24 protein-coding genes are annotated in these 22,663 nt (G+C 37.1%); 12 read left to right on the forward strand and 12 right to left on the reverse strand.

Annotated elements, in window-relative coordinates:
- Positions 1-10: 10 nt before the first annotated feature.
- Genes KO505_RS09055 through lysA form a run of 3 tightly spaced genes read right to left on the reverse strand, consistent with a single transcriptional unit; the run spans position 11 to position 2,781 of the window.
- Positions 11-667, reverse strand: a complete 657-nt coding sequence (locus KO505_RS09055) for a DUF484 family protein (protein WP_216055134.1) — start codon at positions 665-667, stop codon at positions 11-13.
- Entirely contained in the window at positions 664-1,491 is an 828-nt protein-coding gene (dapF, locus tag KO505_RS09060; RefSeq protein ID WP_216055440.1) for a diaminopimelate epimerase, read from the reverse strand. Before dapF ends, KO505_RS09055 begins: the two co-directional genes overlap by 4 nt.
- A gap of 39 nt (positions 1,492-1,530) precedes the next feature.
- Complete coding sequence (gene lysA / locus KO505_RS09065) at positions 1,531-2,781, reverse strand: diaminopimelate decarboxylase (protein WP_216055135.1); 1,251 nt, start codon at positions 2,779-2,781, stop codon at positions 1,531-1,533.
- A gap of 285 nt (positions 2,782-3,066) precedes the next feature.
- On the opposite strand from lysA, the gene cyaY reads away from it, so the two are divergent.
- From cyaY to KO505_RS09105, 8 genes are all read left to right on the forward strand, one after another.
- Entirely contained in the window at positions 3,067-3,384 is a 318-nt protein-coding gene (gene cyaY / locus KO505_RS09070; protein ID WP_216055136.1) for an iron donor protein CyaY, read from the forward strand.
- A gap of 60 nt (positions 3,385-3,444) precedes the next feature.
- Positions 3,445-3,867 carry a DUF2914 domain-containing protein gene (locus KO505_RS09075; RefSeq protein ID WP_216055137.1) on the forward strand — a complete coding sequence of 141 codons (423 nt, stop codon included), beginning with the start codon at positions 3,445-3,447 and terminating at the stop codon, positions 3,865-3,867.
- A 169-nt stretch (positions 3,868-4,036) separates the two neighbouring features.
- Complete coding sequence (gene hemC, locus KO505_RS09080) at positions 4,037-4,975, forward strand: hydroxymethylbilane synthase (RefSeq protein WP_216055138.1); 939 nt, start codon at positions 4,037-4,039, stop codon at positions 4,973-4,975.
- A gap of 3 nt (positions 4,976-4,978) precedes the next feature.
- A complete protein-coding gene (locus KO505_RS09085) occupies positions 4,979-5,773 on the forward strand; it encodes a uroporphyrinogen-III synthase (RefSeq protein WP_216055139.1) in 795 nt (264 codons plus the stop codon).
- A 9-nt stretch (positions 5,774-5,782) separates the two neighbouring features.
- Positions 5,783-7,144, forward strand: a complete 1,362-nt coding sequence (locus tag KO505_RS09090; RefSeq protein ID WP_216055140.1) for a uroporphyrinogen-III C-methyltransferase — start codon at positions 5,783-5,785, stop codon at positions 7,142-7,144.
- Positions 7,137-8,336 carry a heme biosynthesis HemY N-terminal domain-containing protein gene (locus tag KO505_RS09095; RefSeq protein WP_216055141.1) on the forward strand — a complete coding sequence of 400 codons (1,200 nt, stop codon included), beginning with the start codon at positions 7,137-7,139 and terminating at the stop codon, positions 8,334-8,336. The genes KO505_RS09090 and KO505_RS09095 overlap by 8 nt, the downstream gene beginning before the upstream one ends.
- Positions 8,337-8,371: 35 nt before the next feature.
- Complete coding sequence (locus tag KO505_RS09100) at positions 8,372-8,893, forward strand: DUF2846 domain-containing protein (RefSeq protein ID WP_216055142.1); 522 nt, start codon at positions 8,372-8,374, stop codon at positions 8,891-8,893.
- A gap of 181 nt (positions 8,894-9,074) precedes the next feature.
- On the forward strand, positions 9,075-9,233 hold the full coding sequence (locus tag KO505_RS09105) for a hypothetical protein (RefSeq protein WP_216055143.1): 159 nt from the start codon (positions 9,075-9,077) through the stop codon (positions 9,231-9,233).
- 76 nt (positions 9,234-9,309) lie between these two features.
- Here the strand turns inward: KO505_RS09105 and KO505_RS09110 are convergent, their stop codons facing one another.
- The gene (locus tag KO505_RS09110; RefSeq protein WP_216055144.1) at positions 9,310-10,365 is read right to left on the reverse strand and encodes a mechanosensitive ion channel family protein; all 1,056 of its coding nucleotides are present in this window, start codon (positions 10,363-10,365) and stop codon (positions 9,310-9,312) included.
- A gap of 97 nt (positions 10,366-10,462) precedes the next feature.
- Between KO505_RS09110 and KO505_RS09115 the strand changes: the two genes are divergently transcribed.
- Positions 10,463-10,834 (forward strand): DUF2956 domain-containing protein, encoded by a 372-nt coding sequence (locus KO505_RS09115; protein ID WP_216055145.1) that lies wholly within the window; start codon positions 10,463-10,465, stop codon positions 10,832-10,834.
- A gap of 70 nt (positions 10,835-10,904) precedes the next feature.
- On the opposite strand, the gene KO505_RS09120 is transcribed toward KO505_RS09115, so the two are convergent.
- From KO505_RS09120 to KO505_RS09130, 3 genes are all read right to left on the reverse strand, one after another.
- Positions 10,905-11,219, reverse strand: coding sequence for a multidrug efflux SMR transporter (locus KO505_RS09120; protein ID WP_216055146.1), 315 nt, complete (start codon positions 11,217-11,219; stop codon positions 10,905-10,907).
- Between the two features lie 112 nt (positions 11,220-11,331).
- The gene (locus KO505_RS09125; protein WP_216055147.1) at positions 11,332-11,868 is read right to left on the reverse strand and encodes a GNAT family N-acetyltransferase; all 537 of its coding nucleotides are present in this window, start codon (positions 11,866-11,868) and stop codon (positions 11,332-11,334) included.
- Positions 11,869-12,180 carry a cupin gene (locus KO505_RS09130; protein WP_216055148.1) on the reverse strand — a complete coding sequence of 104 codons (312 nt, stop codon included), beginning with the start codon at positions 12,178-12,180 and terminating at the stop codon, positions 11,869-11,871.
- Between the two features lie 172 nt (positions 12,181-12,352).
- On the opposite strand from KO505_RS09130, the gene KO505_RS09135 reads away from it, so the two are divergent.
- Positions 12,353-13,255, forward strand: coding sequence for a LysR family transcriptional regulator (locus KO505_RS09135; RefSeq protein ID WP_216055149.1), 903 nt, complete (start codon positions 12,353-12,355; stop codon positions 13,253-13,255).
- 55 nt (positions 13,256-13,310) lie between these two features.
- Here KO505_RS09135 and KO505_RS09140 read toward each other — a convergent pair whose 3' ends face one another.
- The 3 genes from KO505_RS09140 to nrtS form a co-directional block, all read right to left on the reverse strand.
- Positions 13,311-13,865, reverse strand: coding sequence for a DUF5655 domain-containing protein (locus KO505_RS09140; RefSeq protein WP_216055150.1), 555 nt, complete (start codon positions 13,863-13,865; stop codon positions 13,311-13,313).
- A gap of 64 nt (positions 13,866-13,929) precedes the next feature.
- A complete protein-coding gene (locus KO505_RS09145; protein ID WP_216055151.1) occupies positions 13,930-14,544 on the reverse strand; it encodes an RDD family protein in 615 nt (204 codons plus the stop codon).
- Positions 14,545-14,985: 441 nt separating this feature from the next.
- Positions 14,986-15,234 (reverse strand): nitrate/nitrite transporter NrtS, encoded by a 249-nt coding sequence (nrtS, locus tag KO505_RS09150; RefSeq protein ID WP_216055152.1) that lies wholly within the window; start codon positions 15,232-15,234, stop codon positions 14,986-14,988.
- Positions 15,235-15,493: 259 nt separating this feature from the next.
- Here nrtS and KO505_RS09155 point away from each other — a divergent pair, with 259 nt between their 5' ends.
- Entirely contained in the window at positions 15,494-16,369 is an 876-nt protein-coding gene (locus KO505_RS09155; protein WP_252731727.1) for a DMT family transporter, read from the forward strand.
- Between the two features lie 8 nt (positions 16,370-16,377).
- Here the strand turns inward: KO505_RS09155 and KO505_RS09160 are convergent, their stop codons facing one another.
- A complete protein-coding gene (locus KO505_RS09160) occupies positions 16,378-18,645 on the reverse strand; it encodes an ABC transporter substrate-binding protein (RefSeq protein ID WP_216055153.1) in 2,268 nt (755 codons plus the stop codon).
- A 249-nt stretch (positions 18,646-18,894) separates the two neighbouring features.
- Positions 18,895-19,881: a rhodanese-related sulfurtransferase gene (locus tag KO505_RS09165; RefSeq protein ID WP_216055154.1), complete on the reverse strand. Its 987-nt coding sequence runs from the start codon at positions 19,879-19,881 to the stop codon at positions 18,895-18,897.
- A gap of 373 nt (positions 19,882-20,254) precedes the next feature.
- On the opposite strand from KO505_RS09165, the gene KO505_RS09170 reads away from it, so the two are divergent.
- Positions 20,255-22,576 (forward strand): CotH kinase family protein, encoded by a 2,322-nt coding sequence (locus KO505_RS09170; protein WP_216055155.1) that lies wholly within the window; start codon positions 20,255-20,257, stop codon positions 22,574-22,576.
- The last annotated feature ends 87 nt before the right edge of the window (positions 22,577-22,663 follow it).

The raw sequence follows: 22,663 nt of genomic DNA on the forward strand, positions 1-22,663 counted from the left end.
TTACAAGCAATTAGCAGGTAAGATGAACGGCGTGACGACTTAACAATCGGCCTAATTGATTGATGAATAAGGTATCCATATGAGGTTGAAAGTGATGGATAGACCCTGAAGCAAATGCGGCAATGCCAAAAATAGTTTCTTCTTCACCAACCATGTAATTAAGTTCAACTAATGCAACAGATTGAGCAAAGTTATCAAACACGGTTTCCATGATCTCTGGGTATAAACGTCCTAAATAACTTGGATTGCCATCTAATTTAGCTTGTAGGTGAATGTAGGCTTCGTCTTCTGGTTGTAATAACCTGAACTGCGCTAAGAATAGCTGATCTTTACACACTCTATCAACCACTTTTTCTAATTCAGCCACAGAAGTACAACCCACTAAGCCAATATACATTTCGCTGATAGCACGGAAGATATTTTCGTTTTGTCTGGCGTTGACCATCAAAAGATTAAGCTCTTCTTCCATTTGTAAAATTTTATCGCGCTGGATCTCTTGGCGGCGTTCTAATAAAGAGGTCGCGCCATGAGCAACATGAGGAATGCGTAATTGAGTGACTAATTCTGGATGATCAACAAAAAAGCTAGGGTTTTGCTCAAGGTAGTCTTTAACCAACTCAGCATCTAGCTCAAGGTCTTCAGGATTAGGTATCAATACTTTTGTCATATATGCATCTGTCCATCAAATACGTATTCTGCAGGTCCAGTCATTTTAACTGGAGAATTTTCGTCATGCCAACGAATATGAAGTGTACCACCAGGTAAGTCAACTTGAACTTTGCTATCCAATAAATTTTGTAAACGACCAATAACCACAGCCGCACAAGCACCACTGCCGCAAGCTAATGTTTCACCTGCCCCACGCTCAAACACACGTAATTTAATGTGTTCGCGATTAATAATTTGCATGAAACCGATATTGGCTTTCTCTGGAAACCGTTCATGCTGCTCTAATCGCGCACCAAGATCTTCTACCGGAGCGGTTAACACATCATCAACAACCGTCACACAATGAGGATTACCCATGGAAACGACACCACACATGAGGTTATCATCACCAGATTTTAAAATATAAGTTTTTTCTTGTTGTTGCGCATTAAAAGGCACTTTTTTAGGCTCTAATATAGGACGTCCCATATTAACCGTTACTTGGTTTTCATTCTCAAGATACAACACCATGTTGCCGGATTTAGTGCTTACTTTAATAGCAGATTTATTAGTTAAGCCTTTTAACTGAACAAAACGAGCAAAACAGCGAGCGCCATTTCCGCATTGAGAAACTTCACTGCCATCGGCGTTAAATATACGGTAATGAAAATCTAAATCTGGATCATAAGGAGGCTCAACAACCAACAACTGGTCAAAACCAATACCAAAGTTGCGGTTAGCTAATTGCTTAATTTGCTCTGGTGAGAAGTACACATTTTGTGTGACTCCATCAACCACCATGAAATCGTTACCCAATCCATGCATTTTTGTGAACTGTAACAACATCTTTGTTAATCTTCCTAGATTGCTTTAAAGGTACAACTAATCTTCTAAAATCGATTCGCCAGCCCATAGAGATTCGATGGTTTCCCTTTGTCTAACGACATGCATTTTATCACCATCAACCATAATTTCTGCAGCTCTTACTCTTGAGTTGTAATTAGAACTCATCGTAAAACCATATGCGCCAGTTGAACGAACCGCTAAATAATCACCCGCTTCTACGGATAACTCACGGTCTTTGCCTAAAAAGTCTCCGGTTTCACACACAGGACCAACAACATCATAGTTGGATACTTCGCCATCTCTTGGTTCAACTGGAATAATATTTTGCCATGCAGAATACAACGAAGCACGTATGTTATCGTTCATCGCCGCGTCAACAATACAGAAACTCTTGTCTTCGTTTTTCTTTAAAAACTCAACCTTAGTTAACAAAATACCCGCGTTAGCCATGATTGCTCTGCCAGGTTCAAATAGGATGGTTAAGTCTGTTCGATGGCTTAATTTTTCCATTAATACCGTCATATATTCTGATGGGTGAGGCGGCGTTTCATCATTATAGGTAACGCCTAAACCACCACCTAAATCTAAGTGACTTATAGTCACACCACTATCTGACAGTTGGTCAATTAATACTATTAATTTATCCAACGCATCTAAAAATGGCGACAAATCGGTTAATTGTGAACCAATGTGACAATCAACACCTTGTACTTTTAAATGTTTTTGTTGGTTGGCCCATTTAAATAATTCAACCGCATCATCGATATTAATGCCAAATTTATTTTCTTTTAAACCTGTCGAAATATATGGGTGAGTACCCGCATCAACATTTGGATTTACGCGCAAGGAGATTGGCGCTATTTTGCCTAGAGACTCAGCAACTTGATTAATACGGTATAATTCAGCTTCTGATTCAGCATTAAAACATTTAATGCCAACTTCAAGTGCGTACTCAATTTCAGCTTCCGTTTTACCAACACCAGAAAATACGATTTTTGTCGGGTCACCACCCGCTTCTAATACACGAGCCAACTCGCCACCAGAAACGATATCAAAACCAGAACCAAGACGAGCCATCACATTTAATACGGCTAAATTTGAATTTGCTTTTACTGCGTAACAAATCAAATGAGGATGCTCACCTGCAGCATCATCAAATGCTTTCCAATGACGTTCTATTGTCGCGCGTGAATAAACATAAGTCGGTGTATTGAACGATTCAGCGATGTCTTTACATGCCACTTGCTCAGCAAATAAACTGCCATTCTGGTAACTAAAATGATCCAAGGTTCGGTCCTGTTTTTTGTAGATTTGTTATTGGTCAATCAAAGTTGATAATTGTAAATCAGTTTTTAATAGATTTTGTTGATTCTGTCGCCGGCTTTTGATCAGGCAATATTAATGCCCCACGTTGGCCACATCCCATTAGTTGTAACGATATTAGGCTTAAAGTTAAAAGTACAATTGCCCTTTTACATAACTTAGTTGAATAATAATGCATGTTTTTACTGAATCTATTAAATTTGCCGCCTATAATCGCATGGAATAACGTAATTGCAAGCAGGATCTACTATGAACGACAGTGAATATCACCAATTAGCCGACGAATTATTAAATAACTTACAAGATGCCATTGATGAAGTGGAATTTGACTTAGATTATGAAAGTGCCGGTGGCATAGTGGAAGTTATTTTTCCAAATGGCACTAAGATTATTGTTAACAAACAAGCCCCTTTACATCAAATTTGGGTGGCAACAAAAGCCAATGGCCACCACTTTGAATTTAAGGATGGTCAATGGATAGATAACCGTGGAGGCTCTGAGTTTTGGGCTTTATTAACCGAAGCTGCAACCAGACAAGCGGGCGAGCCTATCACATTAGCAATATAACAAACTTGGTATAAACTAAGTTAGATCAATAAATTAGGTGATAAATTTAAGGAAAATTTAATGAAATCAAACATTATTAACGCTTTATTTTCTCTATTGCTTTTAACTGTAAGTTCCGCTGTTTACAGCGCTGAATCCAGTGAAACGGTTCTGTCAGACAATATTCGTCGAGCTATCGTTACCGACTCGATTGAAAACAGAGAGCCCGTTACTGATTTAACAAATACCGAAATAAAGACAAATGTGAACAAAGTTTATTTGTTTACTGAAGTGATTGGCAAAGCCGATACTATGATCACGCATCGTTGGTTTTTAGATGGTAAGTTAGAGGCCGAGGTTATTCTTAAAATTGGCAGTAACCGTTGGCGCACTTATTCAAGTAAAAACTTAACCGTCCCAAACCATTTGGGTCATTGGCAAGTTGAAGTGGTTGACGAAAATAATCAACCTATCGCATCAGCCTCATTTAACTACAGCGAATAAACTTTATCTGATGGGCTAATTTGTTAATTCACTTTTTAGCCCATTTTATTTGCACCTTTCTAGCTTACCATTTTCAGTTATTTTGCCGAGTTACCGCTTTAGGCTCACTTTAATAACTGGTATTCTAATACCAATTAAATTCAATTATTTATTAAGACATTTTTCACTTATGACCAACTCAACTCAACCTTTGATCCGTATCGCTACTCGTGAAAGTGCATTAGCTATGTGGCAAGCCTATTATGTAAAAAATAAACTGGAACTTGCCCACCCAGAATTAACCGTTGAGTTAGTGCCAATGACTACCAAAGGTGATCAAATATTAGATACACCACTTGCCCTTATTGGTGGGAAAGCCTTATTTGTAAAAGAGTTAGAAGTCGCAATTTTGGAAAACAAAGCAGACATTGCTGTGCATTCCATGAAAGATGTACCTGTTGAATTTCCAGAAGGGTTAATGTTACACACCATTTGTGAACGTGAAGACCCACGTGATGCCTTTGTTTCTAATAACTATACTGACTTTGACAGCTTACCAAATGGCGCAGTGGTAGGAACCTCTAGTTTACGTCGCCAATGCCAAATCAAAGCGTTACGCCCAGACTTAGTGATCAAAGATTTACGCGGTAACGTTAATACCCGTTTGCGTAAATTAGATGAAGGCCAATACGACGCAATTATTTTAGCCGCTGCGGGTCTTATCCGTTTAGAAATGCCTGAACGAATTAAACAGCATCTAGCCACCGATTTACTGTTGCCAGCCAATGGACAAGGTGCCGTTGGTATTGAATGTAGAACGGACGATCCCGTTATTCATAATTATTTAGCTACTTTAGAGCATACAGAAACCCGTATTAGAGTGTTAACCGAACGCGCGATGAACCGTGCATTAGAAGGTGGTTGTCAGGTGCCAATTGGTGCATACGCTACGGTTGATGGCGACCAAGTCACATTAAAAGGGTTAGTGGGAAGTTTAGATGGTTCACAAATCATCACTGATGAAGTAACCGGCCATACCGACCAAGGTGAAGCATTGGGCACACAATTAGCTAAACAGTTATTAGCTCAAGGTGCTGACGTGATCTTAAAAGAAGTCTATAAAGACTGATAAATGGAATGTGAACAAATGGCAACACCTGCCAAGTTAACCATTTTAAATACTCGCCCATCACCTATGGGCGAGGAGTTACAGCAACGGCTTATTCCGCAATACTCTAGCTATCATTTCCCAACAATTAGTAACGCCCCCATAACCTTGTCTAGTGATGTACCGTTAAAACAATGGTTACTGGACAAGTCTCTGGCTTGGATATTTGTTAGCCGCCCCACCGCTGTGTATTTCCGTCAACTTTTATTACAACATGACTTAACTGAGTTTTCTCCGGCAGGTGGTATCTTTGCCATTGGCGAGTCCACCAAAGCTGAACTACAGCGATTTGTGTGCAATCCAGAGATTAAAATAATTACACCAAAACACTCAAATAGTGAGTCTTTCCTTACATTAAAAGAACTAGATGCCTTCCAAAGTTTTGTACAAGTTAAAGGCAAGGACGGTAGAGAAGTCATTGGTAATGCCTTAATACAGCAGGGGAAACAGTATTACCCATTGGAACTTTATCAAAGACAATTGATCTCCTATTCTCATTCAGAGGTATGTACTTGGCAGCAATGTGATCTAGTTTTGGCGACCAGTATTGATATTGCCAATGGCATATTAACCAACTTATCTGAACAACTGTCTAACGACGAGATTCAGCTTTTGTTACATAAAATTAACTGGGTAGTCTTGAGCGAAAGGATTAAACAGTTTTTAATGGACAATATGGTAAAAGAACAACACATATTTATCTGTGAACAGTCAGATAATTCCTCTATTATCAATACGATCAATTTAATTTCTAAGTGAGATAACGGCATGGCTCAGGATAAAAAATCCAACCCATCTAAAGCTTCAAATGAATTAACGCCTCCTGGCGAAAAAGAAGTGGCAGATGTTAATAAAGCAGCAACAAAAACAGATGATGATTTGTCTACACTTGAATCTCTTGCCAAACTGGAATCAGAAATTAAGCAATCTCGTGATGCCGAAAAAGCAAATCAAACAGCTGAAGTAAAAAAAGAAGAAATAACTCAATCAAAGGTAAAGGCGACTGCTGGTAAAAGCTCTGTTGAAAATAACAAAGGCCAACCATCTCCTGACAAAACCTCGTCGACAAATAAAGACACGGCTAAAACCCAAACCGTGAAAGTTAAAAGACAAACCAGTTGGTTATCCATCTTTGCTTTTATTTTTAGTATTGCCGCCTCAGCTTTTGTTGGCTTTTTTTGGTGGCAATCGCAATTATGGTTAAAAAATCAAGAACAAGTTGATCAACTAAAACAACAAGCGGTGATCAATACCCAACAATCACTTAATCAGTTACAAGCTAAATTAAACCAACTGCAACTTGTGGTTGAACAAAAACAAAACCAAACTCAAAATAATTCAGCCAAAATTAATGACTCATTAAATAGTTTAGCCGCTCGTATTAAAGAGCTAGGCCAAAGCCAACCTAATTATTGGTTAGCAGCGGAAGCCGGATACTTAATTAACTTAGCAGAACGCCGATTATTGGTTGAGCAAGATGTAAATACCGCTATCCAGCTGTTATTAGATGCAAATCAAAGATTAACCGCTATGCAAGACCCAAGTGTGTTTCACATAAGAGCGGGTATAAGTGAAGATATCGCTAGCTTATATACGGTTAAACAACCTGACAGTGACAGCATTTATTTGTCGATTTCTGGTTTAATAAAACAAACGGAAAACATTAAATTTGCGCAAGTGTATATCCCTAAACCGAATACCGATATTGAACTACAGCCAGAAGTCAGTGGAGAAGTTGATGACTGGTATAATAATTTATTAACCAGCTTAAAACGTTTCTTTGGTAATTTTATCACTATCACCCAACGTGACGCTGAAGTTCAACCGCAATTACCGGCGGATCAAAAGTGGTTTGTCAGAGCCAATTTAACAACACAAATGTTAATGGCGCAAAATGCCATTTTAGATAAAAACCAAGCATTATATGAAGACGCATTAAAACAAGTTGAAACTTGGGTGATGCAATACTTTGACACTGATGATGCTGCGGTTATCTCGTTCATAACGACACTCAATGCATTAAAACAAAAAGACATTGCTTTGAGCTTACCTACGGGCTTACAAGCTCAACCTTTGATTTCAAATTATCTTCAACAACAGATCATGTTGAAGGAAAGTGCTAATGACTAAACTAGTAAAAGGCTTTTTACTCCTTGCCATTTTTGGGGCTTTAGTTTTCATTGCACCACAATTAATGGGTGAACAAGGTTATATATTAATATCATTAGGTAACTGGACAATTGAAGGTTCCGTTGTTCAATTTGCTATTTTATTCATTATATCTTCGCTGGTTTTATATGGGCTTTGGTTAGCCATAAAATATCTTATTTTAGTTTTTATTATGCCAACCAAGTGGTGGCAAAATCGTTATGCTAAAACCCATGCTAATTATTTCCAAACCGGTGTGGATTATATGGCATTGGGCCAATGGAAAAGTGCAGCGGAGCAATTTTTAAAAGTAAAACGCATATCTAAAAAACAAACTGCAGCGGAACTTGCTTTGGTTTGTGCCGCCAGAGCGAATGAACCAGAGTTAAGTCGTAATATTGTAAATAGTTTAGAGGCTAATTTTGAACAAAATAATGTTAATCAGCAGTTCTCTAATTTATTGATCTTAGTGCAACAACAGCAGTTTTCTGAGGCGTTGTTAGTGCTGAATAAACTTAATTTACCTGTATTAAAACAAACCATCGCTTTTCAACAATTATGGTTGGTAATCCAAGTTAATAATCATGCTTGGAATGATGTTAATAAGTACTTACCTAAAATTCATAAATTGGCATTAAAACAAGCGGAAGCGGCGGTTGAAGAATGGCACCAACACCTTTTTGATACATTCAACTTTGCATTTGTTGGTTATATAGAACAGTATTCAAATAATCAACTACAACAGGTTTGGAACAATTTTTCAAAAGCCAATCAACAGATTCACTCTGTATCAGAAGCCTACATAGCAGCAATTGCAGCGCAAGGTGCATCAAAGCAGGTGGAAACCATATTATGCGACTTCATGAACTTTAATGGTTATCAATGGGTATTAAATAACGTCAGACGTTGTTATCAAGTTACTGGAAAAGTCCATATGGACGCGTTATTTTCACAAGTCCAAAAACACATTAATAAACATAAAGACGATAAGATACTGTTAACCATATTTGCTTATTTAGCCGCAGGCCAAAAAGATCCTCAATTGGCAAAACAAGCACTTGAACAAGTTATTTACAGTAATAAAAACAACTTAGACACTATATTATACGCCAATGTATTAGCGGATTTAGGCGAAGTGCGCCATAGTGTAGAAGTATTTCAATCTATGAAATAACAAAGCAAATAGTTATATATAGAAAGGAATGTTTAGTGAACTTTAATAAATGGATTAGCTTTATTATTTTTAGTGTATTGATTATGTCAGGGTGTGCAAAGGGACCTAATCATCCACCAGTGGTCAACACAGAAGATGCAGCCCTAGTATATGTATATGGTAAAACTGGATTAACATCTAATTTAAATAAAAAAGTAGGAATTTCTGTAAACAACCAGTATCACACAAATATGCAGCCTGGTGGTTACACATATATGCTATTAGCTGAGGGGACTCATAATCTCAATATAGATGGAGAAAGCATTGTTATTGATGCTAAAGTTGGTGATATTACTTACATTGAATGGCGCAATAGTAAATCCAATGTAAGTTATAATTTACTCAGTGTTGGCTTACCGGTGCCTGTCGGTAAAATGAACTTAAACTTATTGGGTTTAGGTAAAAACGATAAATCTAATAAGTTAAAATTAATTGATCCAAGTTACGGTCAATATGCTTTAAAATCGAGACGTCTTCAACCTCCTATAAATAATGGCAAATTGGTCACAAAAATCTAACCTATACTTAAATCATTGTTCTTTTAAAATTGAACTGAGTTCACTATATTTATAACAGCACTAATAGTTGTTTAATTTGATTAAGTATTTTAGATTTCCGCTTTTGGCACAAAGCGCTCAACAAACTTAGATTAAATAACATGAACAATCATCCGGTTCGTTAAGTTAACAAGGAGTAAATATGGAAAATTTAGGATTTATCTTTGGGATTATGGGCATGTCGATGGGCGTAATGGGGTTCATTTTCGGCATTATATCAAAGACACAAGTTGATAAACTAGAAACGAAACTGAAAGAGTTAAACGTTATAGAACAAGATTACGACTCAAGCAAAAAATAAGTTTGGTTAACAACAAAAAAGAGCGCATTGATATGCGCTCTTTTTTTACATTAAAACCTAAATACTCACTCCCAAATTAAGACTCAGCCTGCTCTAACTGCAGCCTTTGAGTTGGATAAGCAAACTCACCACCAAGCTCTAGTATTAAATCCCCAATGTCTAACAACACTTTTTGTTTATGTTGATGAAAGGTCACCCAATCTGTGGTGATGGTCATACAATAAACCAAGATATTTAATGATGATGCACCATAACCATTAAAATTTACAATAATGGTTTGGTCTTGCGCCACCAGCTCAGACTCAGTTAAATATTTGGTGATGTCATCGACAATATTTTTCACTAAATTCATATCGTCATATCGTATTGTAATCGTTTCTTGAATACGTCTGTGGGTCATACGTGATGGGTTTTGCACGGTAATATTGTTAAATGCTGAATTTGGAACATACAAAGGACGTTTATCAAACGCACGGATTTTTGTGATGCGCCATCCTATATATTCTACGGTGCCTTCTATTTCTCGATCTGGTGATCGTATCCAGTCACCCACTTGAAACGGTTTATCTAAGTACAACATAATGCCACCAAACCAGTTGGAGACTAAGTCTTTAGAGGCAAACGCTAATGCTGCACCTGATACACTCCCCATCGCAATCAGGCCTGTCGCATCTAAACCTAACAGGTCAAAAGCAACAATGACTAAAATTAACGTTAACAATAATCGGCCTATTTTAGCTAACCCAATAACCGCCGTTTGATCTAACGAACCGCTACCATCGCCTGACAAACTGAGTCTTTCGTAGTTGTTAATAATCCTGAAACCATACCAACTCACATGTAGGGCAATTAGTATTTGTAAAACCGCATATTCATCTAATCCCAAGTTGAATGAGAATATAACGTCACTGGTTTCAATTAATGACCAGATGGCACTAGTCATCAACAAAAACTTTGCTGGGGTATAAATAGCGCCTATACAAACACTTAGAAATGTTCCAGATGTTTGATTGTTCAACTTAGACTTAAACAAACGCAACACAACCACACCAGATAATATGGCGATAACCGCTACTAACTGACTAAAATAATCTTGGTTTGGATCAAACAAATACAACGCGTCTTCTAACATACAGCCCCATAAGATTAATAATGCGAAAAGGTATAAGTTAACGTATTCTTAGGACGCATAAAACCTCTTCACATATTTTGGATTAAAAAAGTAACACATGACTAAAAATTCCATATCAGAACAAACGGAAAATCAAGCCTTACAAATTGCCAAGGCGACGCAAAAGCCAAATCAAACCAAAGAACAAACTAAGCTCATTGCCAAAGGTATTGAAAAGGGCATCACGGAATATAAAAAACGTCAAAAAGCCAAAGCAAGAGATTTAGATAAAAAGCGCAAAAAACTAGATGCAAAACAAGAGTCACTAGCCCTCAACGAAAATGAACATCATGATATTGCACTCAGTAAAAAACAGCGAACCATGCAAGCTTCTGACACCGGTTCACCACATTATTATACGTCGTTCGCTTATATCATGTTGATGATAACCTTAGCTTGGATCATCTTTCATATGATCACAGTACATTAAACAAAGTTTCTGATAAAACGTTATCTAGTCTTACCGCATAAAGTAACTAGATAACGTATCTGTTTGGCCGTTAACTAAATAACTTTAAGCCCACTACGCCAATAAATATCAAACACAAACATATAATTTGTGGCACCGACAGCGCTTGGTTAAAAAAGTAATGATTAATAATAGATATCGCCGATGCACCGACCGCCAACCATACTAAATAAGCCAAGTTAATCGGGATCTCTTTTAATGCTATTGAAAACAAGACTAAGCTAAGTGTCATGGAAAGCACACCGCAAATAACATAGGGGATATTAGTAAAAGATTCGGACTTTTGAATACTCACTAACCAGCCAGCTTCCAAAACCCCTGCAATAAATAAGATAAACCAATACATATAGACTCTCTATAATAAGTAGGGGTCGTCCCCTGATAAAATAGAGCGGTGAGGTCGTCCCCACATCGTTTGATTTAAGATGTTATTTTAACAAACATTGTCTAAAAGTAAATCAGCGAATGCATTGGTAATAAACAACTACAGAGTCACCCAACGGGTCCTTATGTAAGGTTTTTTCAATAAACTGCATGCCAATTTTTTTCATGATATTAATAGAACCAACATTATCAGGGTCGGCGATGGCACTAAATTTACCGGTAAATCCGCTTTGGATTAACGCTTGTTTAACCGTTACCGCGGCTTCCGTTGCATATCCTTGCCCCCAACTATCTTGTTTAAAACGCCAACCTAGCTCTAAATTATCCAACTCCGGTGAGTCACTAAAAAATGACATAGGTCTTACTAAAATCCAGCCAATAAATTGATTGGTTTGTGTTACGTTAACCTGCCATAACCCCCAACCTTGCTGATGGTTACTAAAGCTATTTAAACGAGGAATAAAACGGTGTTTGATGTCGTCCATTGTCGACTTTTTACCACCGTTTATATAACGCATGACCTTAACGTCCTGATCGAGTTCGAATAAAAGCGGTGCGTCTTTTTCCGTCATCAACTTATAACTTAATCGTTCAGAAGGATTAATGTTCATTTACACACTTCCTTGTTTTTCTATTACTAAAATTCGAGCTTCCCCCTGAGGATGAGCAACATGCTCAGTGCCAACGCTCGCATAAAAAATATCGCCTACTTCTAATAAAGCCGAATGTTCCGCACCGGCTTGTTTATACAACATCTTGACTTGACCATCTAATACGACAAACACTTCTTCACCATCATTGACATGCCATTTATAAGGTTGGTCTGTCCAATGTAGCCGAGTGGTAATGCCTTGCATATTGGCAATGTCTAATGCCTGCCAAGCTTTATCGCCGGTAAACTGTTGTGGTCTTATTATTTTCATCTTGCCCCCAAGTGTGTATTGAGCGTGTCAATCTACCAAGAAGATTACCAAGTGTTAACTAAATATTTTCCAGTGTTAACTTTGTATAAGTTACACAGTTTTATTATTTCCATTTAACAGTTAATCAAATTACATTTACACTTATGCACCTTAAGGTTTATTTGGATTGTCTATGTCAGCTAGTTTTAAGTTATTAGAAGGTATTGTCGCTTTTGTTGAAGTTGTCTCCAATGGCAGTTTTACCAAAGCCGCTGAAATAAGCGGACATTCCACCTCTTATATCAGTAAAGAGATATCCAAATTAGAAGAACGTTTGGGCATACGTCTACTAAATCGAACCACTCGCTCGTTAAGCCTTACTCCTGAAGGCGAGGTTTACTACCAACAATGCCAACAAATTGTAAACGACGCCGAACAAGCAGAACAGTTTATGACCGGACAACAACAAAAACCGAAAGGTTTGTTACGTGTAAGCTGCCCAGTAAACATTGGTTTATCTAAGTTGCGTCCTGTGTTGGCTAAATTCACAAGTCTATATAAAGGCGTTCAACTGGAGTTAGAGCTAACGGACCGCAAGGTAGACATGGTGGCAGAAGGTTACGATGTTGTGATCAGAGCCTCTGTGCAATTAGAAGATTCTAGCTTAATAAGTCGACGTTTTATGAGCTCACAAGCTATTACGGTAGCGGCTCCAAGTTATCTAAGAAAAAATGGATTACCCAAAAAACCCAGTGATTTAGTGCATCATCAAACCATAAGTTATGCTTATATAAAACAACCAAAACTTTGGACATACACAGACAAAGACGGGCGACCTACCCAAGTAAATGTTGATAGCCAAGTTGTCACTAACAGCGGAGAGATGAATCTTGCACTTTGCATTGCAGGTAAAGGAATAACTCGGATCCCTTTATTTCACCTAACAGATGAAATTGAGAAAAACATGTTAGTCGAGCTATTTGAGGATTACCCTAAAATTGATATAGACGTTCATTTGGTTTACCCAAGCCGTAAACATATGTCGAGTAAGGTTCGTAGCTTTATTGACTTTGTGATAGCAGAATTAGGCGATTAACCGTAACTAGTGTTAAGCCAAGTTAAACCTAATTCTGTTCAATTAACTTATTAGGTTATACTGACTTCTGATAGGCCAATATTAACCACTTTTTAACTTCGTCGTCGATATCAGTCATGCTCTTTAATTGGATCCTATGCGTACACATAGTGCCAAAAGGACCAGAGTTTTCTAACTTACCTTGTACCTCTATTCCTTTGAGTTTTAGACCTAGATCTATCCTGCTTTTTGTTGCGGGTTTAATTAGCGCAAATTGATTTTTTCTAATAATACTGACGCTGGTTTTTTTTGCGGTGATCACAACGTCGTTACCAAACTGGGTCACGATATCTATCAGTTTTTCATATAACGGCAACAGTGACTCTTTACCTGTGTATTGATCGCTAATTAGATGTTCGGATGTTTTTTCTTGGTCACTCGATTGATTTTGAAAAAGTGTGACTATGGTATTAGCAAAACCATGCGTCACTTGATGTTCAGTTTTAAGAAACGTCACTGCATGTGAATGTTTTTCAAAACGCTTGGAAGCTAAGATCTTCATCCATTGATCTAATGACTTACCCGTTTTTTCAGGCATGTTATTGATCATCGTTTCTAGTGCTTTCTCCATATTCCCACCTTCTCAAAAAGTTTAGATATACAACAATGACACTGACCATTGAACAAACGAATTATTACGCTGACGTTTGATTATCGATATCTACGTAACTCACTTTAGTTTTGGCAATATAATCATGTAAACAACGTTGTTGTTTGCCAAAGATAAATAACGGATTGATTATGCCAGAAATATACTGGCCAACAACCGGAACCAAACTAATCAATTGCATAGGTAAGATACGTTGAAAAAAAATCTTGCTAAATGAAGCTTGTGTGCCATCTAAATTTTCTATCCGTATTCCCATATAATATTTACCTACCGTTTGCCCATACGTGTAAAGCAGGTACCCATGTATGATCAACGTACTTAACGCGCCATAAAGAAATGAAGTCACTATTATTTCAAGGGTATCTTCTTCAATTTTTTCAAAACCATAATAAATAAAATAAGGAATAAACACGATAAGTACAATTAACAAATCCACAATTGCAGCCGCGAATCTATGGCCTCTAGAAGCCATTTCTCCGGCAACAACTTCACTTTCTTTATACTCAGGCTCTTGTTGTTTTTGCTGTATGAGTTCATCGATTAATTTTGCTCTTTCAGGGTAGAGTTCCCTATCAATTGCTTTTGCTGAAGACTGTAACTCATGTAACGTATAATTAGAAAAATCGATATTTGAATCCATTGTAAAACACTCCATTTAGATTATGCCCAATGTGGCTAAAACCAAATACAGGCGAGCAAATGACTCTGTATATGGCATTGTAGAATTAATCATTTTTTTTGAAATAGGAAACCCTAATCAACACAATACTGACTGAAATAAAATATATAGCGCTACAGACTAAGCCTAAAAACTTAAGTGTGAAAACATCATTTACACGACCAGATGAAGAAATGGCGTTGACTTGATAACCGAGGATATAAAGCAAAAACAAACTGATTAATATGTAAAAATATAATTTCAAATCCCTGATCCTTTTACACTGTAGTATCCAACCACTGATCCATAAAATTTGGACTCTTATAATAAAGCACAGTATAAAATTTAATCAAGTTTTTACTACATTACTTCCCGTTCAACGTGTACACGAGTCAAGCATAGATACCATTATTTCTGACTATGTTAGTCTTGGATTTTTTCTGCATGACCTTGAATTGCCTTAACGGACGAATAGGTTGAAACGCAATAAGGTACCAAATACGTCAGTAATACCTGGGCAATTCTATCAGTTGAAAATTCCATATTAACAAATGCAGCACCATGATTTATCAACGCAAGTAGCGTACCGACTAGAATTGATACCTTAAGGGCAGACCTAGCTACTTTTTTTGATAACGCTAAATCTAAAAATGTGGTGCTGGTCTCTGTCATATTGTTTGCTCTTATTTATTTGAATATTGCGAATAACTAAAGAACCATCACATCGATTGAACAAATATTGGAGGTCTCAGGTGGGCAATAACTTATCAGGTGTTTTATTAATTAACAATTTTTTAACTTAAACAAAACATACCTGATTAGCTTCATTAACATATTACATATAGCCTAACGCTCTCAGCAAAACCTTGCACTAATCGCACAACCCGATAACCTGTAACCACAATGACAATACTTAGATAGACTGTATATTTTGAGTTGGATATTTTTCACCGTATTAGCTGCCTTTATGCAAACATGGCGCAATGCATTACAAAGTAAATTCAGTAAGGATGTCACGACTTCTGGCGTGACCTTAGCCCGTTTTATTTTTGCTACCCCGATAGCTGCAACTTATCTCGCAGTTTTGTATTGGGTGAACCCACAGGTTATTCCAACCTTTAACCAACCCTTTGTGCTGTATATAGTTATTGCCTCAATAATGCAGATATTTGCAACCTCCTTAATGGTGATTTTATTTAAACAAAAAAACTTTGCAGTTGGATCTGGTTTAGCCAAAAGTGAAGCTTTGGTAGCGGGCGTATTGGGCATGTTATTTTTTGGCAGCCAATTATCCGCGTTAGGTTGGTTGGGAATAGTTATTGGAACATCTGCGGTATTTGTTTTAAGCGGTTTTACAAATAAAGGCTCATTAAATATTAAAACTGTATTCATTGGATTAGCCTCTGGAACTTGTTTTGCACTGACTTCATTATTTGTACGTGAGGCCAGTTTACAACTTGAAGTGCCTTTTCCATTTAGTGCCGCTTGGGTGTTGTTATGGGTATTATGTTTACAAACTATTTTATTAGTTAGTTATATTGCTTACCGTGAGCCAGAAACGGTAGTTCAGCTTAAACAACACAAAAAAATGACTTTAGCTATTAGCTTCACTAGTTGCATTGGATCTATAGGTTGGTTCAGTGCAATGGCGTTACAGTATGTTGCTTATGTAAAAACCGTAGGACAAATAGAAGTATTATTTACTATTCTGTTATCTGTCTTCTGGTTAAAACAGCCAGTTAAACAAAACGAATTAATTGGTTTAGCATTAATTTCAGTGGCTGCTGTAATGGTAATGTGGAGTTAGTTTAATGATTAATCTGATAAATATTGGGCTAACACTTTTAATAAGTATGCTTGATCAATAGGTTTACCCACATGATCGTTAAAACCCTCTTGTTTGTATTTCAGTATATCGTCTGACATTACATTTGCTGTTAATGCAACGATAGGTAAGTCTTTATGTGTTTTTCTAAGCTCAGTACAAGCTGCTAGCCCATCCATAACCGGCATTTGAATATCCATTAATACTAAATCAAAATCTTGCTTTTGAACCGCATCCAAAGCTAACTGTCCATTATCAACGACCGTCACTTGCACACCTATTGATTCCAACATTTTCACTGCGACTATTTGATTAATTTTATTATCTTCTGCCAGTAACACTTTTTTAGTTTTTAACAGCTTGATGTGCGGTAATTCTTTATGAACCATGTCCTCAAACTTGGCCTGCTTCAGTGGCAGAAACATGTTTATTGTCGTGCCTTGCTTAACTTTACTTACAACCGACATTTTCCCTCCCATCAGTTCAACTAAAGAACGTGTTATCGAAAACCCAAGACCGGTTCCACCATTTTTTCTGGTTGTTGAACTATCCGCTTGTTCAAATCGACCAAACAATCTAGACATCATATCTGCATCCATACCTATACCAGTATCGATAACATCAATATGTAAACCTTGTTTATCTTCAATATTTACAACAACGGTCCCTTCTTCCGTAAATTTAATCGCATTGGATACCATATTAATTAGTATTTGTTTTACGCGAACAGGATCACCTCTCCAATATTGATGAGTACCGCTAGTAACATTAATTAAAAAAGTGACATCTTTATTTTCAACCAGAGGTTGCACATCTTGTTGTAAAGAGCTTAAAACCTTATATAAATCAAACGGCACATCTGACACATTTAACTTGCCGGCCTCTATCTTTGAGAAGTCCAAAATATCATTAATAATGACCAGTAAGTTCTTGGTTGAAAAAGAAGCGCTTTCTATGAGTTCATGGGCAAGTTTATCTAACGGCATTTGTTCTAATAATTGTAATGAACCAAAGATTCCATTCATTGGTGTTCTGATTTCATGACTCATGTTTGCCAAAAATGTACTTTTAGCTTCGTTGGCCTGATTAACCTGTAACATTGCCGATTTTAACGCTTCGTTTTTCTGTTTAATATTCTCAACATGTTGCTCTAGTAATTTATTTGAATCTTTTAACGCTGAGGTTCTTTCTTTTACTCTTTCATTTAATTTTCGATTTAAGTAATAAAAAAACATCAATAAAACAAATAAGGTAATGATGACCACACCTATAATAATGCCCCATTTACCTAAAAATACTTGGGTGTCGGTTCGGTATTCATCAAGCGTTAATCCGGTTAATTCACTGCCAATGGGGGCCATGTCTAATGATTTATACGTTTCGCTTATGCGTTCAAAACGTATATTGTTAATCGTGCCTATTGGTATTAAATGAGCGTTAATTAACTTTTTAGTTTGCATTGCCTCTTGTAATAATGTGTCTCTAAGCAGGCTAGGGTTATACTGTTGGATAATTAAATCAACAATTTCTACCGGATGGTCCATCGCATATAACCACCCTTTTAATGATGCTTGGGTGAATGCATCTACGCTAGCTAGGTCATTTTTTATTACCTCTTCAGAGGTGAATATTAAATCTCCATAAAAGTCGATCCCGTAATTAACCGGATCAAATATCACTACTTCTTCCCCCATAGCCCTATATAAGTTGGGCTGATTGGTTAAATACGCCGACATAACATCTGTATAATCCTTCATTAACGCCATATTATCGAAGTTATGTTTGATGAATTGGTAGTCTTTGTTATTAATTCCAACAATAGAAAACATAGCCAGTAAAGACGCGTCATCAACGCCCCTTTGAAACATAATTCTTTTGCCTATTAAATCCGAAACATTCCTTATACCGCTACTTGCTTTGGCCATAAACACTAACGGACTGTGTTGAAATACCGTTGACGTAATCACTAATGGTTTATTATGTAATCGCTGTAAAACAAGGCTAGAGTCAGAAATACCAAATGTCGCTCGGCCTGCCAATACGTCTTCTAATGGCGAAGACTTAATATCCCGCTCTCTAATCTCAACCTGAAGGCCAGCATCCTTATAAAATCCTTTATATTTAGCGGCATAATATCCGGCAAATTGAAATTGATGTTTCCATTTCAATTGTAAGACTACATTTTTTTCATTCGCGGCTTCACTGCTCAACGTCAGCAATAAAACAGTAATAAATGTGAAGTGCTTAATAATAGACATGTTTAGCTTCTATTTAGTCCCAGAAAGTAAGATTGATGAATAAAATACAAACTAAATCATAGCGTGTTAGGTATTTAAACAATTGATATAAATCATATAATATTATGGTTTATAGTTTGGGTTTTGTACAACGGCTTAAAAATATTAGATGTCATTTGGATTAGAAGACCTAATATTTATACCCGTTTCAACACAAAAAAAGCGGATTTAAAAATCCGCTTTTTTATATTAATCAATCAGAAAACCAACTTATTTTTGTTTTGCTCTGGCTTGTTCTTTTAGTTGTTTTTTTTCTTGTTGACGACGTAATAATGCCTCTGTTGCGTCAGAGCCAATATGTTCCTCACCCCGTTGTTTTGCTAATTCAATTTGTTTCTGACGTTCTGCAAAACGGGCGCGCTGCTCGTCGGTGACTTTGTCTACACAATGTGGACAAGAGATGCCCATTACATAATGTTCAGATTGCATTTCTTCTTGTGTAATTGGCATACGACAAGCGTGACATTGATCGTACTTACCTTTTTCTAGGCTATGATCAACCGCGACTCGATTATCAAATACAAAGCAGTCTCCTTCCCACATAGTTTCTTCTTGTGGTACTTCTTCTAAGTATTTTAAAATGCCACCTTCAAGGTGATATACCTCTTCAAAACCTTGCTCTTTCATGTATGCTGTGGATTTTTCACAACGTATTCCGCCAGTACAAAACATCGCGACTTTTTTGTTTTTTGCCGGATCTAAGTTTTTAGCTACGTATTCTGGAAATTCTCTAAAAGTTTCTGTTTTTGGATTTACAGCCCCTTTAAACGTACCTATTTGGATTTCGTAATCGTTACGAGTATCCACCAAAACCACATCTGGATCTGAGATAAGGTCGTTCCAGTCTTTTGGCTTTACGTAAGTACCAACTACCTGCAAAGGATCAATACCTTCAACACCCATAGTCACAATTTCTTTTTTCAGTTTCACTTTAGTACGGTAAAACGGCATGCTGTCATCAAAACTTTCTTTATGAGAAATACCAGCCAAACGCGGGTCTTGTTGTAACCAAGCGAGTACGGCATCAATCCCTTCACGAGAGCCTGCAACAGTACCGTTAATGCCTTCTTCGGCTAATAACAGCGTACCTTTAACTTGATTGTCTTCCATTGTTTTTTGTAATGGTTGACGTAATTCTTGATAATTTTCTAAGCGCACAAACTTATACATTGCGCACACTACTACTTGTGATGACATATTGTCTTCCTCTTTGCCCCCTGAGTCGTAAACCCAGAGCATTGTGGATATTGGGAGCGGCATTATACGGTTTTTGTTCGATAAATAAACTGCAAGCTAACAAAGGATTAGGAAATGATTGATCTCGCTCAATATATTATTTCCTCCTGTTAATTATTAATCATCCGATTAGTCTTTAATTAATCGTTTTTATAGGTAGACTGATGGGTTATTCAATAATAGCGACCTTACCTCAATCACTCCTTCCTTAACTGATTGAATATCACGGTTTATATAAAAATTGTAAACGGTATCTGATTTTGTCTGCGGAATTATTCCTGCCATCAAATATCGTTAACACAAATTACTTAACGTTAGGCACATCATAATGATAATGGAATACACAAAAACTCTTACCGCCTTTGCACTTTGTTTGGTTTTAATGGGTTGTGAAAGTGACGACAAAATAGTAGAACAAGAAATCAATTTAGCACCCACCATTGACGGTTCACCTGTAGAGCATGTCACGGTTGGGGAAAACTATCAGTTTGTCCCTACCTTTTCTGACCCAAATGAAGATCCCGTTACATTTTCGATAGAAAACAAGCCTAGCTGGGCAGACTTTGATAACACAACAGGAGTTTTATCAGGTGACGCCAGCCAACTTGGTACAACTGATAATATTACTATCACTATCTCTGATGGCGAGTTGACTGCTAGCCTTTCTCCTTTTTCTTTAAGAGTTCATGAAATTGAAAACACAACTATTTCATTTCGTGTCACCGGCGCATCAGATCTTTATGATTTTGATGTTGTTTTGAATGAGGATGACGACAGCGAACAAACTTTAACTATCAAAGGTAATGGTGATTATACATTTACAGAGCAAGTGGATTATAAACATCCTTATGAACTTGCAATTAAACGTGAGCCTGCTCGACAAGAATGTGAAGTAATAGATGGTAGTGGGATAAGTAATGGCCCAGCTTCTATTATTAACATTCTTTGTGCCGATGACGAAAGTGCTGAATTGTTTGATATTAATGTTTTACATAAATATAGAATCACCATAACTATGGAAGAGTGGGATGCTTTTGTTTTAGATACTAAGCGAGCTCGTTATGACAATAGAGACTCTGGAGATGATTCGCGTAGTAATTTGTGGACCCATAGTGAAGTTTATAGAAAAGTAAACGTAGAGCGAGTGGATGCCACTACCAATGAAGTTCTCGACACGTTAGATAATGTCGGTTTTAAAATGCGAGGCAACAATAGCAGACAATGGCCAGAACATTGGATCCGTTATGACTCAGAAACTAAATCCGATGAAGGTCAGCCTAACCGTTTTCATTTCTCGCTTAAATTTTCTGAAAAGTTTGATGAAGACGAAAGTGTGTATGCTTGTATCGATGAAACTGGAAATCCCGCTGCGGTTTCTGGTAACCCATGCTGGAAACGTGTTTCTTTAGACCACCCTGAAGTTCCTGAGAATGATGACCGAGCGCTTAAAGGCATAGAAAAGCTTAATTTTAAGTTTAATAAAGATGATCCAAGTTACGCGCGAGAACTGCTTAGCCACGATATTTTAACTCAAATTGGCGTACCTACTTCACGCATGGCTTATGCAGCTATCGAGCTTGTGATCACGGGTGAACCCGATCAAAGCTTGTTTAACAAAGACCTACCGCAGACCTACAATATGGGGGTTTATATGGTAGAAGAACCTATTGATAAACCTTATTTAAAACGTTTCTTTGGTAAAAACGGTTATTTATTTAAAGTCGGTGGTGGTGATCTTAACGAAACCGTAGACGAAACATGCCTACCTTATGAAGATGATGACAAGCTCAACACAGGCTACATCAATGACGACTTCTGTCGTATTGGTGTTGAACAGTCGGATCCTGTCAGTAGAGAAGAGTGGTTAGGTTTTGATAATTATCTGAATCCTACTTTTGTTAATAGTGACATTAATAATGGTGGGGAAGTGTCACAATTTGCACCTTACCGACCAACTTATGACTTAAAAGAGAAGAAAAAGTCAATTGGCGAAGCACGTGTTGATTTACAGGCGTTTATGTTATTTCTGCAAAGTAATCCTACGGCTGTAGAGCTTAATGAACAGTTTAATGTATTAGGTTTTATTAAAGCGCAAGCGGTGGATATTGTTACAGGGGCAGCGGATCATTATGCCCGTGTCGGTAACAATTATTATTTATATTTCAATCCACTCACTGAAAAGTGGAATTACCTTGTTTACGATTACGACTTCAGTTTCCGCGACCGTCACCCAGACTATTGGGGAGATTCAATAAAATTCCAAAACATAGCGGATACTAAAATATTTTCCAACGATGACAATACCGGTTGGATTGAAAACACATCAGATTGGATGGATCCCATTCTTTGGACCATTGTTTTCTCAAACAATGAAAACAAAGCCACTTTATATAAAGAGGTTAAAAGTCTATTAGCTAACCAATTAAATTGGGAAGGCAAATTAAAAGATGAGTTAAGTAAACGCAATGACTTGATTAAAGACACCATTTTAGACGCGGACATCAGTATAAAAGGTGAATGCGACATCGATTATAATGAAACCTCGTTAGGCCTTAGTGAACATGAACCTTGTGATAAGGGTGATATTTCTATTAAGGATTATATTGAGTGGCGCCAACGTGTATTAGGTGCAGAATTAGAAGCCGCAGGTTATTAATAACCAATCACCAATTAAATGGCAAAGTGCTTGTTAATTAACATTAAAAATACCCAATAACCGCGAGGTTATTGGGTATTTTTATTA

Origin of the sequence: Psychrosphaera sp. F3M07 (assembly GCF_018860345.1) — a bacterium.
Taxonomy (GTDB): Bacteria; Pseudomonadota; Gammaproteobacteria; order Enterobacterales; family Alteromonadaceae; genus Psychrosphaera; species Psychrosphaera aquimarina.

Bases quoted from the DNA above. Each gene is read 5' to 3' on its own strand.
- nrtS (WP_216055152.1), bottom strand. From the start codon at position 15,234: ATGACAGAGACCAGCACCACATTTTTAGATTTAGCGTTATCAAAAAAA.
- cyaY (WP_216055136.1), top strand. From the start codon at position 3,067: ATGAACGACAGTGAATATCACCAATTAGCCGACGAATTATTAAATAAC.
- hemC (WP_216055138.1), top strand. From the start codon at position 4,037: ATGACCAACTCAACTCAACCTTTGATCCGTATCGCTACTCGTGAAAGT.
- KO505_RS09090 (WP_216055140.1), top strand. From the start codon at position 5,783: ATGGCTCAGGATAAAAAATCCAACCCATCTAAAGCTTCAAATGAATTA.
- KO505_RS09170 (WP_216055155.1), top strand. From the start codon at position 20,255: ATGGAATACACAAAAACTCTTACCGCCTTTGCACTTTGTTTGGTTTTA.
- KO505_RS09085 (WP_216055139.1), top strand. From the start codon at position 4,979: ATGGAATGTGAACAAATGGCAACACCTGCCAAGTTAACCATTTTAAAT.
- KO505_RS09110 (WP_216055144.1), bottom strand. From the start codon at position 10,365: ATGTTAGAAGACGCGTTGTATTTGTTTGATCCAAACCAAGATTATTTT.
- KO505_RS09130 (WP_216055148.1), bottom strand. From the start codon at position 12,180: ATGAAAATAATAAGACCACAACAGTTTACCGGCGATAAAGCTTGGCAG.
- KO505_RS09140 (WP_216055150.1), bottom strand. From the start codon at position 13,865: ATGGAGAAAGCACTAGAAACGATGATCAATAACATGCCTGAAAAAACG.
- KO505_RS09055 (WP_216055134.1), bottom strand. From the start codon at position 667: ATGACAAAAGTATTGATACCTAATCCTGAAGACCTTGAGCTAGATGCT.
- KO505_RS09095 (WP_216055141.1), top strand. From the start codon at position 7,137: ATGACTAAACTAGTAAAAGGCTTTTTACTCCTTGCCATTTTTGGGGCT.
- KO505_RS09115 (WP_216055145.1), top strand. From the start codon at position 10,463: ATGACTAAAAATTCCATATCAGAACAAACGGAAAATCAAGCCTTACAA.
- KO505_RS09075 (WP_216055137.1), top strand. From the start codon at position 3,445: ATGAAATCAAACATTATTAACGCTTTATTTTCTCTATTGCTTTTAACT.
- KO505_RS09145 (WP_216055151.1), bottom strand. From the start codon at position 14,544: ATGGATTCAAATATCGATTTTTCTAATTATACGTTACATGAGTTACAG.
- KO505_RS09160 (WP_216055153.1), bottom strand. From the start codon at position 18,645: ATGTCTATTATTAAGCACTTCACATTTATTACTGTTTTATTGCTGACG.
- KO505_RS09105 (WP_216055143.1), top strand. From the start codon at position 9,075: ATGGAAAATTTAGGATTTATCTTTGGGATTATGGGCATGTCGATGGGC.
- KO505_RS09135 (WP_216055149.1), top strand. From the start codon at position 12,353: ATGTCAGCTAGTTTTAAGTTATTAGAAGGTATTGTCGCTTTTGTTGAA.
- KO505_RS09120 (WP_216055146.1), bottom strand. From the start codon at position 11,219: ATGTATTGGTTTATCTTATTTATTGCAGGGGTTTTGGAAGCTGGCTGG.
- KO505_RS09165 (WP_216055154.1), bottom strand. From the start codon at position 19,881: ATGTCATCACAAGTAGTAGTGTGCGCAATGTATAAGTTTGTGCGCTTA.
- KO505_RS09125 (WP_216055147.1), bottom strand. From the start codon at position 11,868: ATGAACATTAATCCTTCTGAACGATTAAGTTATAAGTTGATGACGGAA.